Origin of the sequence: Methylicorpusculum oleiharenae (assembly GCF_009828925.2) — a bacterium.
Classification (GTDB): domain Bacteria; phylum Pseudomonadota; class Gammaproteobacteria; order Methylococcales; family Methylomonadaceae; genus Methylicorpusculum; species Methylicorpusculum oleiharenae.
This window is the reverse complement of sequence record NZ_WUTY02000001.1, coordinates 1,593,181-1,608,450: the sequence shown is the minus strand read 5'-3', so window position 1 is coordinate 1,608,450 and position 15,270 is coordinate 1,593,181. Positions and strand designations below refer to the sequence as shown.

The 15,270-nt window shown below is 47.7% G+C and carries 13 protein-coding genes and 1 tRNA gene; 1 reads left to right on the top strand and 13 read right to left on the bottom strand.

Translation table 11 applies throughout. From position 1 onward, the window contains the following. Positions 1-222: 222 nt before the first annotated feature. Together GO003_RS07485 and GO003_RS07480 are read right to left on the bottom strand one after the other, a co-directional pair. Entirely contained in the window at positions 223-864 is a 642-nt protein-coding gene (locus GO003_RS07485; protein ID WP_159653729.1) for a response regulator transcription factor, read from the bottom strand. Continuing rightward, positions 861-5,069 (bottom strand): PAS domain S-box protein, encoded by a 4,209-nt coding sequence (locus GO003_RS07480; protein WP_159653731.1) that lies wholly within the window; start codon positions 5,067-5,069, stop codon positions 861-863. The genes GO003_RS07485 and GO003_RS07480 overlap by 4 nt, the downstream gene beginning before the upstream one ends. A gap of 653 nt (positions 5,070-5,722) precedes the next feature. Here GO003_RS07480 and GO003_RS07475 point away from each other — a divergent pair. Continuing rightward, the gene (locus GO003_RS07475) at positions 5,723-5,872 is read left to right on the top strand and encodes a hypothetical protein (protein WP_159653733.1); all 150 of its coding nucleotides are present in this window, start codon (positions 5,723-5,725) and stop codon (positions 5,870-5,872) included. 322 nt (positions 5,873-6,194) lie between these two features. On the opposite strand, the gene GO003_RS07470 is transcribed toward GO003_RS07475, so the two are convergent. The 11 genes from GO003_RS07470 to infC all read right to left on the bottom strand — a co-directional run bounded on the left by GO003_RS07470 (position 6,195) and on the right by infC (position 15,251). Next, positions 6,195-7,469, bottom strand: coding sequence for a DUF2254 domain-containing protein (locus GO003_RS07470; RefSeq protein WP_159653735.1), 1,275 nt, complete (start codon positions 7,467-7,469; stop codon positions 6,195-6,197). 19 nt (positions 7,470-7,488) lie between these two features. Next, a complete protein-coding gene (locus tag GO003_RS07465; RefSeq protein ID WP_159653737.1) occupies positions 7,489-8,082 on the bottom strand; it encodes a hypothetical protein in 594 nt (197 codons plus the stop codon). 79 nt (positions 8,083-8,161) lie between these two features. Beyond that, complete coding sequence (locus GO003_RS07460; protein WP_231088860.1) at positions 8,162-8,755, bottom strand: hypothetical protein; 594 nt, start codon at positions 8,753-8,755, stop codon at positions 8,162-8,164. Positions 8,756-9,613: 858 nt separating this feature from the next. Then, a tRNA-Pro gene (locus GO003_RS07455) sits at positions 9,614-9,690 on the bottom strand. A 106-nt stretch (positions 9,691-9,796) separates the two neighbouring features. Further along, entirely contained in the window at positions 9,797-10,150 is a 354-nt protein-coding gene (locus tag GO003_RS07450) for a MerR family transcriptional regulator (RefSeq protein ID WP_159653741.1), read from the bottom strand. Then, positions 10,134-10,430, bottom strand: coding sequence for an integration host factor subunit alpha (ihfA, locus tag GO003_RS07445; protein WP_159653743.1), 297 nt, complete (start codon positions 10,428-10,430; stop codon positions 10,134-10,136). The genes GO003_RS07450 and ihfA overlap by 17 nt, the downstream gene beginning before the upstream one ends. A 4-nt stretch (positions 10,431-10,434) precedes the next feature. Continuing rightward, positions 10,435-12,810 (bottom strand): phenylalanine--tRNA ligase subunit beta, encoded by a 2,376-nt coding sequence (gene pheT / locus GO003_RS07440; protein WP_159653745.1) that lies wholly within the window; start codon positions 12,808-12,810, stop codon positions 10,435-10,437. A gap of 13 nt (positions 12,811-12,823) precedes the next feature. Further along, positions 12,824-13,843, bottom strand: coding sequence for a phenylalanine--tRNA ligase subunit alpha (pheS, locus tag GO003_RS07435; protein WP_159653747.1), 1,020 nt, complete (start codon positions 13,841-13,843; stop codon positions 12,824-12,826). Between the two features lie 134 nt (positions 13,844-13,977). Next, entirely contained in the window at positions 13,978-14,340 is a 363-nt protein-coding gene (gene rplT, locus GO003_RS07430) for a 50S ribosomal protein L20 (RefSeq protein ID WP_159653749.1), read from the bottom strand. Between the two features lie 18 nt (positions 14,341-14,358). After that, positions 14,359-14,556 (bottom strand): 50S ribosomal protein L35, encoded by a 198-nt coding sequence (gene rpmI, locus GO003_RS07425; protein WP_159653751.1) that lies wholly within the window; start codon positions 14,554-14,556, stop codon positions 14,359-14,361. Between the two features lie 170 nt (positions 14,557-14,726). Continuing rightward, positions 14,727-15,251, bottom strand: a complete 525-nt coding sequence (gene infC / locus GO003_RS07420) for a translation initiation factor IF-3 (protein WP_159653796.1) — start codon at positions 15,249-15,251, stop codon at positions 14,727-14,729. Positions 15,252-15,270 lie beyond the last annotated feature (19 nt).

Here is a 15,270-nt window from a genome sequence, read left to right as displayed (position 1 = left end):
GGACAGTACTTGGAATAACGTCCCGACTATAAAATTTTTTCAGCGGCGAACTCTAACGCCCTGAAATTGAATATGGACTGTTATTGCTTACCCAATCCATTGGACATTATCACCGCACTTATTGATTAGCAAGCGTCACGCTTCGCCACAATCCGGATTCAGGCAATCTCTGCCTAAATGAAGGCTTACAGCGAATCAGGATAAACAGCCTGAAACTGGCATTTATTTTGCCGCCGACGGCAGATCAGATCTCGACGAAAACTTGCAAGCTTCATACAAACGGGCTAATTCAAGGAGACTGGATGTACCGGTTTTCCTCATCATTCTCGCCCTGTGCACCTCAACGGTACGATGACTGATGCCCAACTGATGGGCAATGTCTTTATTGGAAAGGCCCGAAACCACCAATGACATGACATCCAATTCTCGAGCAGTGAGCTTGTTCAGGCGCTTACAGAGCGCTTCTTCCACAATTGCCTGCTCGTGCCTTTGGGATTCCTCTAGCAGAACAGCCTGAATCTTTTCAATCAGCAGCTTGCTGGCTACGGGCTTGGTCAAAAAATCCACCGCTCCGGCCTTGATGACCCGGACTGAGGTGGGGATGTCACCGTAACCGGTTAGGAAAATAATTGGCAAAGAACTCTTGCGGCGAATCAATTCGGCTTGCAATTCGTCGCCGGTCATATCCGGCATGTTGAGGTCCAGCACCAGACAACCCGGTTTTTCCGGGCAAAAAGTTTGAAGAAAGTGTTCGGCACTTTCAAAGGTCTGATACGAAAAGCCTGCCGTTTCCATGACATGTCCGAGGCTGTCGCGTACTGCATCATCGTCATCGACAATATAAACACAAGGTTGAATATTCATATCACGCGGGGCAAGGTAAAGTGAATACTGAGGCCGTTACCGGCATTTTGTTCCGCCCACATTTTGCCACCGTGAGCCGCAATCAAGGATCGACTAATCGCAAGGCCCACACCTAAACCCGCAGGTTTAGTACTATGGAAAGGCTGGAATATTTTTCTAAGCGCTGCCGCATCCGGAACACCGGTTCCGTTGTCACACACGGTTATCAGCAACATGGACTGATCGTCTTCGTAAACACGTGTTGTTACATTGATTTTACCGGCATTCAGATCCTGTTCCTGCAGGGACTCCAAACCATTACGCAACAGATTGATCAATACCTTTTGTATTTGCAGTGCATTGGCATTAACTAGCGGCAAGTCTGCAGCCAGATCAAGCTCAATGTTAAAGTCATTCAACAACCCGTCAGCGTTCATCAAGTCTATCGCTTCATGGACTGAGGCATTGATATCCATTGGCTCGCTAACAATTTCGCCTTTTTGTAACAGGGTCAATAATTGCCTTATTACTTTGCCGGCACGCTGCGCTTGCTGCGAACAATTTTGCATTAACAAAGCCAGTTTTTGCAGATTCGGTTCCCCGGTTTGCAAGGTGTGTAGCGCCACATCCGCATAAGACGAAATAGCGGTCAGTGGCTGGTTCAATTCATGCGCAATCGCTGCGGCTGTTTGGACCGCAACGTGCTGGCGAAACGCTTTTTCCATTTTATCGCGCCGCTCGCTGAGTTCCCTTTGCTTCATGTAGTCGGTAATGTCCAAATTGATACCCAGCATGCGATAAGCCTGATTGTTTTGATCGTTCAACAACACGCCGCGCGAATGAATCCAACGATAGGAGTTATCCCTGTGACGCAGGCGAAACTCCAGTTCATAGTTTGACTGAAGCCCCGATAGGCACTTTTCCATTATCCCCAGGACAAAAGTCCGGTCTTCCGGATGCAAACGATGTATCCATTCCTCTCGCCTGTCGAGTAATTCGCTGTCTTCAAAGCCGAGTTGCCGTTTTGATTCAGGCGATAAAAATAACTTTTGGGTCAGCAAATCCCAGTCCCAATACCCTGCTTTTACCTGATCAACGACCAGAGCGAGCCGGGCTTCGGAATTACGTAATTCCTGTTCGGCCTGGCGGCGTGCGGTGATATCTTCGGAAGAAATCATAATTCCCCCGATTTCGCCTGCCGGATTGGTCCAGGGATAAACCGCCCAGCGCGACCAATGCTGGCTGCCGTCGGCCCGTATCCATAAATCATCCTCGCTTCGCAAAAACTCGCCTGCCAGTGCTCGCCGGTAAACCTCTTTCCATTCAGCAGGTATATCCAGGTTTACCGCGTAATGGTTACGTCCGGTCAACTCTTCATATCCTCTGCCGAACTCCTCTATCCACCGGTGGCTGGTGACCAAATAGTTCATGTCACGATCCAACATGGCTATGCTGAGAGGCGCCTGCTCGACAAACAGCCTAAGCTGCAACTGACTCTTTTCTAAAGATTCTTCCGCTTTTTTAAGTGCTGTAATATCCAGAAAAGCGCCAACGGCTCCACGCGGCTTGCCATTTTCGTTGAACAGAGGCGATGCATTGCTTAAAATTTTAATCCATTGACCATCAGGTCGAATGATATCCATAACCAGATTGGTGACTAATTCTCCTCGACCGGCTCGTTGCATGGGTAACTCATTGATTGTCAGCTCTCGTTCATTTTGCATGATACAGACGGCCGCCATCGAAGCGCTGTGCTTGGAAAGATCAGCGCCTTCCGGTAAGCCGAACATCCGTTCACTCGCCGGATTCCCCCTGATATGGTAACCGTTCACGTCATTAGTGATAGCCAGTCCGATGGGTACCGTATTGAAAATAACCTCCATTTCCTCTATTCGATTCAACAAATTTTGATTTAATGTAGCGATCTTATTCTCAGCCTCCTTTCTGTCTGTGATATCGACGATATGCACAACGATACCCTTGACTTTGCCGCTTGAATCCTTATAGGGAATATAAGTGGCATGGACCCAGCGCGGCTTGCCGTTTCCATAAGGGATTTGCTGATCGAAATTCACCGTATCCCCTGCACGCGTCCGTTCCAGATAAGGTTGAACGATTCGCCAGGCCTCTTTCCCGATAATATCCTGAGCTTTTTTACCGACGATTTGATCGGCGGTGATATTGAACCAGTTTTCATAGGTCGCATTGACGCGTAAATAGCGGAAATCGGTATTGATATAGGATATGAGTGCGGGTGTTGCGTCCATGATTAGCCGTAGTTCGTTTTCCCGTTCAAGCAATGCAGCTTCGGCCAATTTACGTGCGGTAATATCACTTTCCGATCCGGCCATCCTGAGTACTTTTCCGGAACTATTTTTTTTTGCCAGGCCGCGGTCTAATACCCATTTCCACGAACCGTCTTTGCAACGAATGCGGTATTCCTCGCAAAATACCGGGGTTTTTCCGTCGAAGTGGGCTTGCACGGCAGCCATGATGCGCGTTAAATCATCCGGGTGAATATTTGTGCTCCATAAGGACTCGTCGTTGCAATCATCGGCTTCAGAAAAGCCGCGCAAGGCCTTCCAGCGCGATGAATAATGCACGCGCTTATTGATGACATCCCAATCCCAGATAGCATCTTGAGCACCCGCTAGCACCAGCTCATATCGCTCTATGCGTTCCTGAAGTTCATTTTCAGCCTGAATTCGTTCGGTAACGTCCTGAACATAACCGTGCCAGAGAATACTGCCATCCATCTCGCGTAAGGGCATGGAATAGCCTTCATGCCATACTTCACCCTTGGCTGGATGCTGGTATCGCCAAGTATCTCGCCAAGGGTGCTGAGTGCGAGCCGATTCGGCAATAGTGGCACGGATGTGCTCTATATCATCGGGATGAATAAGCGCAAAAACCGGACTAAAATCGTCAGCTAACGCTTCAGGACTGAATCCATAGAGGGATTCGCTGGATGGACTGGCATAAGGCATGCTGACCGAACCATCGGGACGTAAACGAAAAGAACAAATCAGCCCGGGTACCGATGCGGCAACTTTGGTTAATTGATCCTGTAATTCTATACGTTCTTTCAAAGCAAATTCGGCTCGCATGACCTCCGTCACATCGCGCAGAATAACCGTAAACGTTGACTCGCCCTCTACATCGCACTGAGACACTGAGGCTTCGATAGAAAACGCCTCCCCATTGACGCGCAATCCGTTTATAGCAAAACGACCTCCACCTTGAGTATCCGGAGAACCCGACGAACAGAAACCCGTTGTCTTTGAGCCATAAGAACATGACCACTCGGGAATAAAATGATCGAAAGAAACGCCAATCGCATCATCGGCTTTACAGCCGAACATTCTTTCCGCTGCAGCGTTAAATAATATAATACGTTGATGGTTATCGATTGTAACAATGGCATCCATTGCCGACTCGAAAACGCCTGAATAACGCCGCCGGCTTTCCAGCAATGCCTTCTCGTTTCGTTTAAGTTCGGTAATGTCCTGCGTGATGCCGAATCCTCCTAACAGGCTGCCCTTTTTATCGAATTCCAGCACGGCTTTTTCACGCACCCATTTTACTTGGCCGTCAACCACTAAGCGGTGTTCAATATCGTAAGGCTCACCCTTTAAACCTGATTGCCACAGCCTGTCGACACATTCACGGTCATCCGGATGCACAATGGATAGAAATTTCTCATAGTTCATCGGGGTACCTATGGGTATACCGAAGATACGGTGATTTTCGTTCGACCAGATCAATTCATTACAAGACACATTTAAACGCCAGCTACCGATCTGTCCGACAGTTTGAGCATAATCCAAATCTTGCTGACTTTCCCACAACGCTTTGGCAACCCTTCTATGAAAGTAGGTTGTGGCAACCATGACTATTGAGACAAAACAAAAGCCCGCATTCAATGTCAGAATGTCATAGGGTTCGGTTCCTGCCGGCAACAAAACAAGCGCATTGACAGCAATTAAAGACAACCCCGCAGCAAGAACACCCGGATAGAGACCGAGCCAGAAGGAGATCTGAATAATTCCAAAAAAAAACAACAGGAATGCAGCTCGTTCGCCAATCACCGGAATATAAATTGTCGCGATCGTCGTGACGGTAACAGCCAGAAAAGCCAGGCCATATCGTACTGAAACGGGTTGGGCGCTTAGATTGAATAAAATGGAATGGCTTTCGAATGGCATAAAGGTTTTATGATCAGGCATCAAATTTTCCGTAACGGCTTGAGTGAAATATTAGACTTCCAGTCGCTAATAACCTTTAAGACTAACTAAACTTATTTTGGATCCACGAACAAAAATTACGGTTAAATTAAACCCATCGTAGATCGAAATTCGGCACCGGGGTGCTCGTCAAAGGACGCCGTAAATTTATCCATGTAGGCTCTATGCCAGCATCCATGCTGGCAAAGCCTTTGACGAACAACCCGTTGCCTCCTAAGGCACTGCCGAAATTTGAAGTGCGAAAGGTATAGAGGCAGGCAGGAAATAAATTTATTGTTCACAGTCTACTTTGGTAACAAAAGTAGACCACTGCCTTTACTGAAGTTCAAACACAAGAAAAACGATTCAACTAATTAATTTAACAAGCCTGGTGAAAAATGCCCGCCCTGTTTGCATGCCTTTAACCCGCGGATAATTCTATTAATTTTCGTAAAGACTAAACCAAGACGATTACAAAATAAATACGTAGGAGCACGTAGTCTTTTTTTGTTGACAACGCTCATGGCGTGTGGATTTCTTCCTGGATTTAAATAACTCTGTTGCTCCACTGAAGCTTAATTTGTCATGTTCTGTTGTAGGTGGTTTTGCCTGATAAGGCCTAAACTGGCAATCGAAGCCGCAAGCGGAAATTATCAATGGAAACGACATCAACTGAACAAACGGCGCAGTTCGTGCCGAAAGGAACACATCATAAACCCGCACAAAAACGAACCTGGAGAGCGCTTTTAACCTACGTTCAAATTGATCCATCGTTTGAAGCACTGCTGAAAACAATTTTAGGGTGATTTGACTCTTCGGAACGCGCCGAATAGTGCATATTAAGGGTAGGTGATTATCTAAGAAATGAGATGTAACAAACTATAGAATCTCGAAGTGGATTTATCCACTGCTGCCGGAACTCAGATATTTTATTTTCTTTTGATGTCACCAAATTTGTAAACGCAAAAAAGCCAGCAATCAATGCGGTAAACATGGCACCCAACAAAATGAATGCATTCTTCTCAAATATTTTATCCAATCCCCTTACTGGCGATGGTAACCGGGCCGCCGCCAGAAGACTATGAACTCCAAGGTCGCATTTTCGATAACTCCTGTTCACCGCTTGCTTCAGCCTTTCCCGTCACACGCAAACTTGGCTACCTCTCGTACGGCTGTGAGATCTTCGGGAATCTTCAGTGCATTCTCGGCGCGAACCAGCGCGAGACGGGCGTGCCGTAGCGCGTTGTAGTGCATCGCAGCGTCCTCGGTCGCGGCAAGCGATTCGAGGGCCTTGAGCAGCCGCACAACCACTTCTACAGTGCCAGCCCCGTCCCTGGCCATCCCGGTAAAAGCGTCGTCGAACATGTCTGCTACGGACAATTCCGGCACCGCAACGCGGTCGAACTGCACCTTGGAAACGTCCTCCGCCTTGCCACACTCGGTCCACAATACGAACAGGCGGACAAGTGTGCCCGTGACGCAGATGGCGGTCCCCGGATCATTGACTGCAGGTGAAAGCGCGCGACTGGCGATCTCCGAAAGGACCAGCAGTCCGAACCGCGGATCCTGATCAAAGACCCTAGAGTTGCCAATCAAGAACGTGGCAGCGATTGCTTCGGCGTCCTCGTCGGACACACTGCCTGACGCCTCCCGGATCACCCACGCAACAGGGCGGTTTGGCGTGCAAAAGGTGCCAGGCAACGCCGCCACAACAATTCTCAGTTGCGACACCACCGCCCGCGCTTGTAACGCGGCGGTGTCAACACTTTCTACGTAACCGATGGCTTTTCCGAAGACCGCCCGACTCCCATTTGGGGGACTGAACGCCGCAACGCCCCCAAGGCGAGGCGCCGATTGTCGCTTCCGAATAGCCTGCGCGGCTGTCGCTTCCACCTTGTCAATCGTATGTTCCAGCCGGCCAAGGCGGGCGATGATATCGACCCACCGGATGAAGGTGATAATGATGATTGCGAACACAACTATTGTCAGTGAGAACAGAATGAACTGACTACCCCTTCCACCGTAAAGCCCGTTCATCAGCGCAACGAGCGCGACCACGCTGTATATAAACGCGCCGATGAACGCCGAGAGCGCATTCTGTGAAACGCCATCTGCAATGATCAGCGGAAAAGAGCGGGGCGTTGCGGACCTGCTTGCCGACGCATAAGCGGCCACCATAGAGGCCACCGCGAACGTAGCCATCATCAACATGTTCGACGCCATGATCTTGAGCAAAGTTTCGGTCGATTCCTTCGAAATCTTCGGCACGAAATGGCGGATTTCGGTCATGTCCATGAGATTAGCAAGAAAAACCGCACTAATGGACAGCACACATACGATGAGTGGCTTGATCCATAACCGCTCACGGAAATGCTTGATAACGAAACTCAGGTGATCCCACATCTTCGATTCTCCTGGCACATTAGCCGCAACGTAGTTGTCCGGCGTCAATTATCTTTACCGGTTTGACGTCAATTATCCTGGCCAGCATTAGCGCAGGCTGCAAGCCATCGGCCAAGGCCGAATAACTTTCCCCGCCCAACACGAGCTGGACATAATGCCAGCCACTATAGGCAAAGCGGAACTGGTACAAAAGATGGGTAAAGTCTTTGCCCTGGATGGTGATGGCCGTATTCGGATGACTGAAGTCCGATAAGCCTTGCTGACCGGCCGGCATAGCCTGGCGAAAGATAACGACTTTATCGGGTCCTTGGGTCGCTTTCCACTGATTTACCCGGCGCTGTAGGGTTCGCAAGACACGGTAGGGAAATTGACCAGCGCGTTCATCTTCCAGAAATTCCCAAAGCGTTAAGCCGGTGAGTTGAGGCTCTTTTTCTAACAGAGGCACCAACTCCTTTTCCCAGACAGTCTCGAACGGGTCTTCGCGTGTGCGCCAATGGCGTTCACCGGGAATCGATAGTCGCTGATCTTTTTCTATTCTGCGGCCGGAACGTTCAGATATAGCAGCCTGCGCTGCTGCGGCTTCTTGGCTTTGTCCTCGTTGACGTTTGTTCATATATAAACTCTCTTGATGTCGAGTGATACGTTTTCCAGGCAAGGGTTTGACTCCAAATAAATTGAAATCCACCGTTGTCCTAGGTATTGATCAACCGGTCAAGATAGTTGACGCCAACCGGACAGGATAATTGTCGCCGAACACCTTCCTGGACAGTGACTTTGGGCTCGCTGAACCAGCTTGTCGTTTTTAGAATATCCGCGATTCGTTGCATGATCTCGTCATCCTTGGCGACGGGTTGGACTTCGACTTTACCTGGGGGCTCGGGTTTGCCATCAGGCGCTTTCGCAGACACCGGTTTATCCTCGCTACCAAAGAACTGTTGGGCAGAAACTGGATTGACCGCAAGGATGCCGCAGCACAGGAACGTGGCGCAGATGAGTCGGGCTGGTCGAGACGAGGTAAGACCCCAAGTTCCAACCAAAAACTGTCCCTGATGTCGAGGAGTTCCACCGTGATCGATTGCTGACGCTGCCGGTGGTTGCCGGTAGCAAATCCGGCCAGATGTTCCTGGATGTTCTTGTCCGCTGCCTGCATGAAGGCGAGGCAGCTCTCGAACGTAGCTTCGCGACTTCCTTTCGTTCCCGGCAGGCCGTAAGAGCTTCTCAAGAGCTTCGCTGTTCGATTTATCCTGTATGCTGTCTCGGATCATTAGACCAGATATGTCGTCCATTAGCGTTTGCCCCTCCATCCGGGAGGTTGATGACGAAACTGACGTGATCCCATATCTTCGGCTCTGCTCGTACAAGAAGTCGCCCATTAAAAATAGACCATTCCGTTACCCCCGCGAAGCCTAACAAGTAAATATATAGGCCGTACATGTACCATAAAACCCTTTATACCAACAATAAATTTCTGATTTTATTATGTTTTACTATTCTGTATCATCTAAAATAAGTTGAATATTACAACTGGAGATCCGGTGAGGTAGAATGATTGGCGGTTCAGGAGTGTTGGCCCCAGTTCTCGGATCTTGTCGGTTTTGAAGTTTTTGAAGACAAAAAACATGACGATTTTGATTGGCTGATCAAATTTGCAGACATTCCACCGTCCGAGGCATTCTATTTAAATGCCATACTCTGATAATGGCCACCTGAGTAGCTGGAGGCTTCTTTTAGCTGAGCTGAATCGTTGCCGTATTCATAACTGCCGTAACCTAATCCGCTTCCCCAGAAAGCGATTTGAAATGCCGAATTAATCTCTTGAGCGAAATTAAAAATCGCGTATGAAAGCATCGTCAAACGTGATGTCCCACTCGAGGATATCACCTTCTTCGTAAAGGTGGGACAATAAAAGCACAATCGATTCAGATCGGCTCTGACTCGCATACGATTCGATGGATCTGACTATTCCGGAATAGATTTTGGTTACCAAGGCGGCTTCTGCTGGAAGCGAGGTTAAGGCGACTTATAACGTTAAAGGATTTTGAGCATTATTTGCTTTAGGTGTTTGAATACACTAAATTAAGTATCACCAAACTCTATTTTTCAAATTCTTTAAAAAACAGATTCTTCTAAGCCTTTGATTAAATTGGTCGGGACGAAAGGATTTGAACCTTCGACCCCTTGCACCCCATGCAAGTGCGCTACCAGGCTGCGCTACGCCCCGACTATTTGAAAGGATGTGAATGATACTGTATTTTGGACTGCTTGTGAACTGAAAACCCATTTAACTTCGGATTAATGCATCAGTCCACCGCTTTGACTGAATCGCTCTATTTAAGCAATTCCAAAATATCTTCTAATTCGCCAATCATTTGGTGAATCAGCTGTTTGGAACGGGTTGTATCTTCTTTGACATTATCACTGGACAAATGCGCACGAGCTCCGCCTATGGTATAGCCCTGCTCATAGAGCAAACCCCGGATCTGACGAATCATCAACACATCGTGCCGCTGGTAATAGCGCCGGTTACCTCTTCTTTTAACCGGAGCCAGCTCGGTGAATTCTTGTTCCCAGTAACGCAGCACATGAGGTTTTACCCCACATAATTCACTGACTTCACCGATAGTGAAGTATCGTTTTGCCGGTATCGGCGGCAATTCGTTATTATTACTCGGTTCCAGCATATGCTTCTACCCGTGCCTTGAGTTTCTGTCCTGATCTGAACGTCACAACACGACGGGCAGTAATGGGAATTTCTTCTCCCGTTTTGGGATTTCTTCCCGGCCGACTACTTTTATCTCTTAACTCGAATTTTCCGAATCCGGAAATTTTGACTTGTTCTCCGTTTTCAAGAGAGCCTTTGATTTCTTCAAAAAAGAGTTCAACTATCTCTTTTGCTTCACGTTTGTTTAAACCCAGTTCTTCAAACAATCTTTCCGCAAAATCAGCTTTCGTTAATGCCATAGAATCAATCCCTCAACTTTGCGCTAATCTCAGTAGTCAGTTTTTCTAACACCCGGCTAACTATAGCATCAATTTCCGGTTCTGTTAGCGTTTGTGAAAAATCCTGTAAAATCAAACCTAAAGCGACACTTTTATAGCCTGGCTCTATCCCTTGCCCCTGATAAATATCAAAGACGAAGACATCCTGTATTGCCGCTTCGGAGCAATCTTTGATATGCCCGACAATGTTCGCAACGGCACAGCTTTCATTAACCAGCAAAGCCAGATCTCTCCGTACTGATGGAAATTTGGACAAAGGACTAAAGGCCGGGATCTTTTTCTTCAACAGCAAAGTTTGATCGAGCTCAAACAGAAAGACTTGCGTGCCTATGCCCCACTCGTCTTCCAACTTTGGATGCAACATACCCAACCAGCCGATATGCTCGCCATCGGTAGTCTTAATTTCAGCGGTCTGACCAGGATGTAAAGCCGGGTGATTACTTTTGACAAAGCTCACTTCATTTCCGGTTAAAGCGAACAAACCTTCAACATCGGCTTTCATATCAAAAAAATCAGCTTTCCGGCGCCTCTCACTCCATTGTTCAGAATAAGCCTCGCCTAGCACCAGACCTGCCAGCATTTTCTGCTGAACCAGTTCGTCTTGTTTTTGTAAAAAACGTAAGCCGCTTTCAAACAATCTGATCCGGCCTTGTTGACGATTGATATTATACAAAGCCGCCTGTATGAGTCCACACCATAATGAACTGCGCATGACAGCGAGTTCCGATGACAAGGGGTTTTGTAATCTGACTACCGCCTCACCGGGGGTAATTGCCTGTTGCAGCTGTTCATCAACAAAACTATAGGTGATGACTTCTTGATAATCTCTTGCGACCAAGGCGTCCTTTACGGTGTCAAGCTCGACAACTGTTTCGGGTGCTTTGCTTAATTCCGAGCGCATCAGCAGACTGGTCTGTGGCAAACGATTGTAACCATAGACACGCGCCAGTTCTTCTATCAAATCAGCTTCTATCGAAATATCAAAACGGAAACCGGGCGGTGTAACCTGCCAGCCTTCATCACAGGATTCGACCGTCATGCCCAGACCAGTAAAGATTTTGATGATCTCGGCATCGTCCAGCGCTACCGCCAGAATGCTTTCCAGCTTTTGTCTGCGTAACGTGACCGGTCGACGTTGTGGTAAATGCGCTGTTGAAACTCGCTCGGCAATAGGGCCGGCCGATCCTCCCGCTATTTCCAGAATCAGTTGGGTTGCTCTTTCAATTGCACGTTCTTGTAGAAAAGGATCAACACCGCGTTCAAAACGATGGGACGAATCGGTATGTAAACCGTATTTACGCGCCTTACCCATCATCTTGTCAGGCGTAAAAAAGGCGCATTCCAGAAACACATCTTGAGTTTCATCGTTAACTGCCGAACTGCTGCCACCCATGATGCCGGCCAGCGCCAAAGCGCGCTGCTCGTCGGCAATCACCAAAGCATCCGTATCCAATTGAACCGACTGGTTGTTCAACAATTCCAGCGTTTCATCTTTATGGGCCCAGCGAACGTGAATTCCGCCGGACAATTTAGCCTGATCAAACGCATGCAAAGGTTGACCGATTTCCAATAACACATAATTTGTGACATCGACTAAAGGTCCCAGGCTGCGCAAGCCTGAACGGCGCAGACGCTCTTGCATCCATAAGGGCGTTTCAGCTTTTGCATCAACGGCTTTAATTAATCGCCCCAGATAACGCGGGCAGGCTTCTTCTGCAGCAACAGAAACAGGCAATTCGTCCGAATGAGTGATTGGCGCTTTAACTACCGGCAACGCAGACAAATCCATCTGATTCAGCACCGAAACTTCCCTGGCGATACCTTCTACACTCAGGCAATCGGCTCTATTAGGCGTCAAATCGACTTCTATCAAGTTGTCGTTGAGCGTCAGATAATCTCTTATGTCAACTCCGACAGGGGCTCCGGCCGCCAATTCCATTAAGCCGCTGGCCTCTTCAGCAAGACCCAGTTCTTTTTCGGAACATAACATGCCAAACGATTCAACACCGCGCAGCTTTGATTTCTTAATTTTAAAGTCGCCCGGCAAGACAGCGCCCACCAATGCGGCGGGAATTTTTAGCCCAACCCGTACGTTGGCAGCACCGCATACGATTTGCAGCGGCTCCTGCTCACCGGTGTTAACCGTACACACTCTTAAACGGTCTGCGTCGGGGTGCTGTTCCATAGCAACGACTTCTCCGACCACGACGCCGCTAAATACTGCGGCCGCCGGTTCAACCGAATCCACTTCAAGACCGGCCATTGTTAACTGTGCAACTAATTCATCCGTGCTTATCGCCGGATTTACCCGCTCTCTCAACCACGCTTCGCTTAATTTCATGCCTTATCACTCCCTATTTGAATTGCTGCAAAAATTTAAGATCGTTTTCAAAAAACAGTCTTAAATCATTGATTCCATAACGCAGCATCGTCAGTCTCTCAACACCCATTCCGAAAGCAAAACCGGAAAAAACCTCGGCATCAATTCCGACTGACTTAAATACTTCAGGGTGAATCATGCCGCAACCCATGACTTCCAGCCAACCCGTATGTCCGCAGACCCGACAGCCCTTTCCGTCGCACATGACACACTCGATATCGACTTCCGCAGAGGGTTCGGTAAAGGGAAAATAGGAGGGCCTGAAACGGACTTGAATATCCTTCTCAAAGAACGCACGTAAAAATTCATAGACCACACCTTTCAGATCGGCAAAACTCACATGAGTATCGACCAGAAAGCCTTCAACCTGATGAAACATAGGAGTGTGGGTAATATCGGAATCGCAACGATAAACGCGCCCCGGAGCAATCACTTTCAATGGCGGCTTCTCAGCTTCCATGGCGCGGATTTGTACAGGAGACGTATGCGTTCTGAGTACGGTGTGCGCATCAAAATAAAATGTATCGTGCATCGCACGCGCAGGATGATGATCCGGAATATTCAATGCGCCAAAATTGTGATAATCGTCTTCAATTTCCGGTCCTTCGACAACTTTGAATCCCACGCTGGAAAAGATCCTGGATATCCGCCTGAGTGTCACGGTTACGGGATGCAAGCCACCCACATGAAGACCACGGCCCGGCAATGTCACATCAATGCTTTCACTCGCCAAACGCTGTTCTAAAGCGGCATTTTGAAGCTCAAATTTCCTTGAATCCAGACTGTCCTGGAATTTATTTTTAGCATCATTAATGACTTGACCGGCTTCTCGACGCTGGTCAGGATCAAGCCGGCCCAGTTCTTTCATCTGTGAAGTAAAAAGTCCCTTTTTACCCAGATAATGAACACGGACCTGATCTAAGGAATTTAAGTCTTGGGCATTTGCAAGTTCGTTTAGTGCTTGCGCCAGAATATCTTGGAGAGTAGCCGACACTGCTCAGCTCGCTTTAGTAAGGGTTGGGATGGGATTTATAAAATCGATTAAAGGCTACAGAGGCAGCCTGGGCTTTGCCCTCTCCAATTAGGAAAGGGCAAATATATCGTAAGGCGACTGCCTTTTACGATACCTTAAGGCTTACTGCAATTGGCTTGCGCAATTTTTGCCAATTCGGCAAATGCATCCATGTCACGCACAGCAATATCAGCCAAAACTTTACGGTCAACAGCGACATTCGCTTTGTTCAGGCCATTGATAAAGCGGCTATATGACATTCCGCATAAGCGGGCAGCAGCATTGATACGCACAATCCATAAAGCTCTGAACTGGCGTTTTTTCTGTTTGCGGTCACGATAAGCATATTGACCGGCTTTAATTACCGCTTGTTTGGCAACTCGGTATACACGGCTTCTTGCACCGTAATAGCCTTTTGCCAGCTTTAATATTTTTTTATGTCTTGCTCTGGCGGTTACGCCACGTTTAACTCTTGCCACAACGCTTCTCCAATTCTATTAACTATACGGCATCATGCGTGCAGCCATGCGCACGTCAGACGGATGCAGAGAAGCTGCCTTGCGCAACTGTCTTTTTCTTTTAGTGGATTTTTTGGTCAAAATATGACGGCGATGTGACTGCTTGCACTTAAAACCGCCACCGCCAGTACGTTTAAAACGCTTGGCTGCTCCACGGTTAGTTTTTATTTTTGGCATTTGTTTTCTCCAATTATCAAAAAAAACGTCCCTGACATACTCAATTCAGCAAGGCAAAATGCATGGCCCTGAAGAATAACATTGCATCCGAAGATGCATTTTATTACCCCATCCCGGGTAACAAAAAAGGGCTATCCCGTCTGAAAGCATTCACTTTCGAGGAAACCCTGTTATTTTTTCTTTTTTGGTCCCATGACCATAACCATCTGGCGGCCTTCCAATTTAGGAAATTGCTCGACCAGTGCGATTTCTTCCAAATCCTTTTCAATCCGTTTCAGCAAATCCATGCCGATTTCTTTATGTGCCATTTCACGACCACGAAATCTCAGGGTAATTTTTGTTTTGTTACCCTCTTCGAGAAACTTGACCAGGCTTCTCATTTTAACCTGGTAGTCGCCTTCTTCAGTACCCGGTCTGAATTTTATTTCTTTAACCTGGATCTGTTTTTGTTTTTTCTTGGCAGCTTGTTGTTTTTTATTGAGTTCAAACTGGAATTTACCGTAATCCATGACTTTACAGACAGGAGGATCGGCATTGGGCGATATTTCAACGAGATCAAGATCTTTACTGTAAGCGAGCTGCTTGGCTTCCTCAATATTGATTATTCCAAGGGCCTCCCCTTCTGGACCTATGACTCTCACTCTTCTCGTAGTGATCGCATCATTCAGTCGTGTTTCATCTTTTTTAGCAGAAATACCCTAACCCTCCAAAACA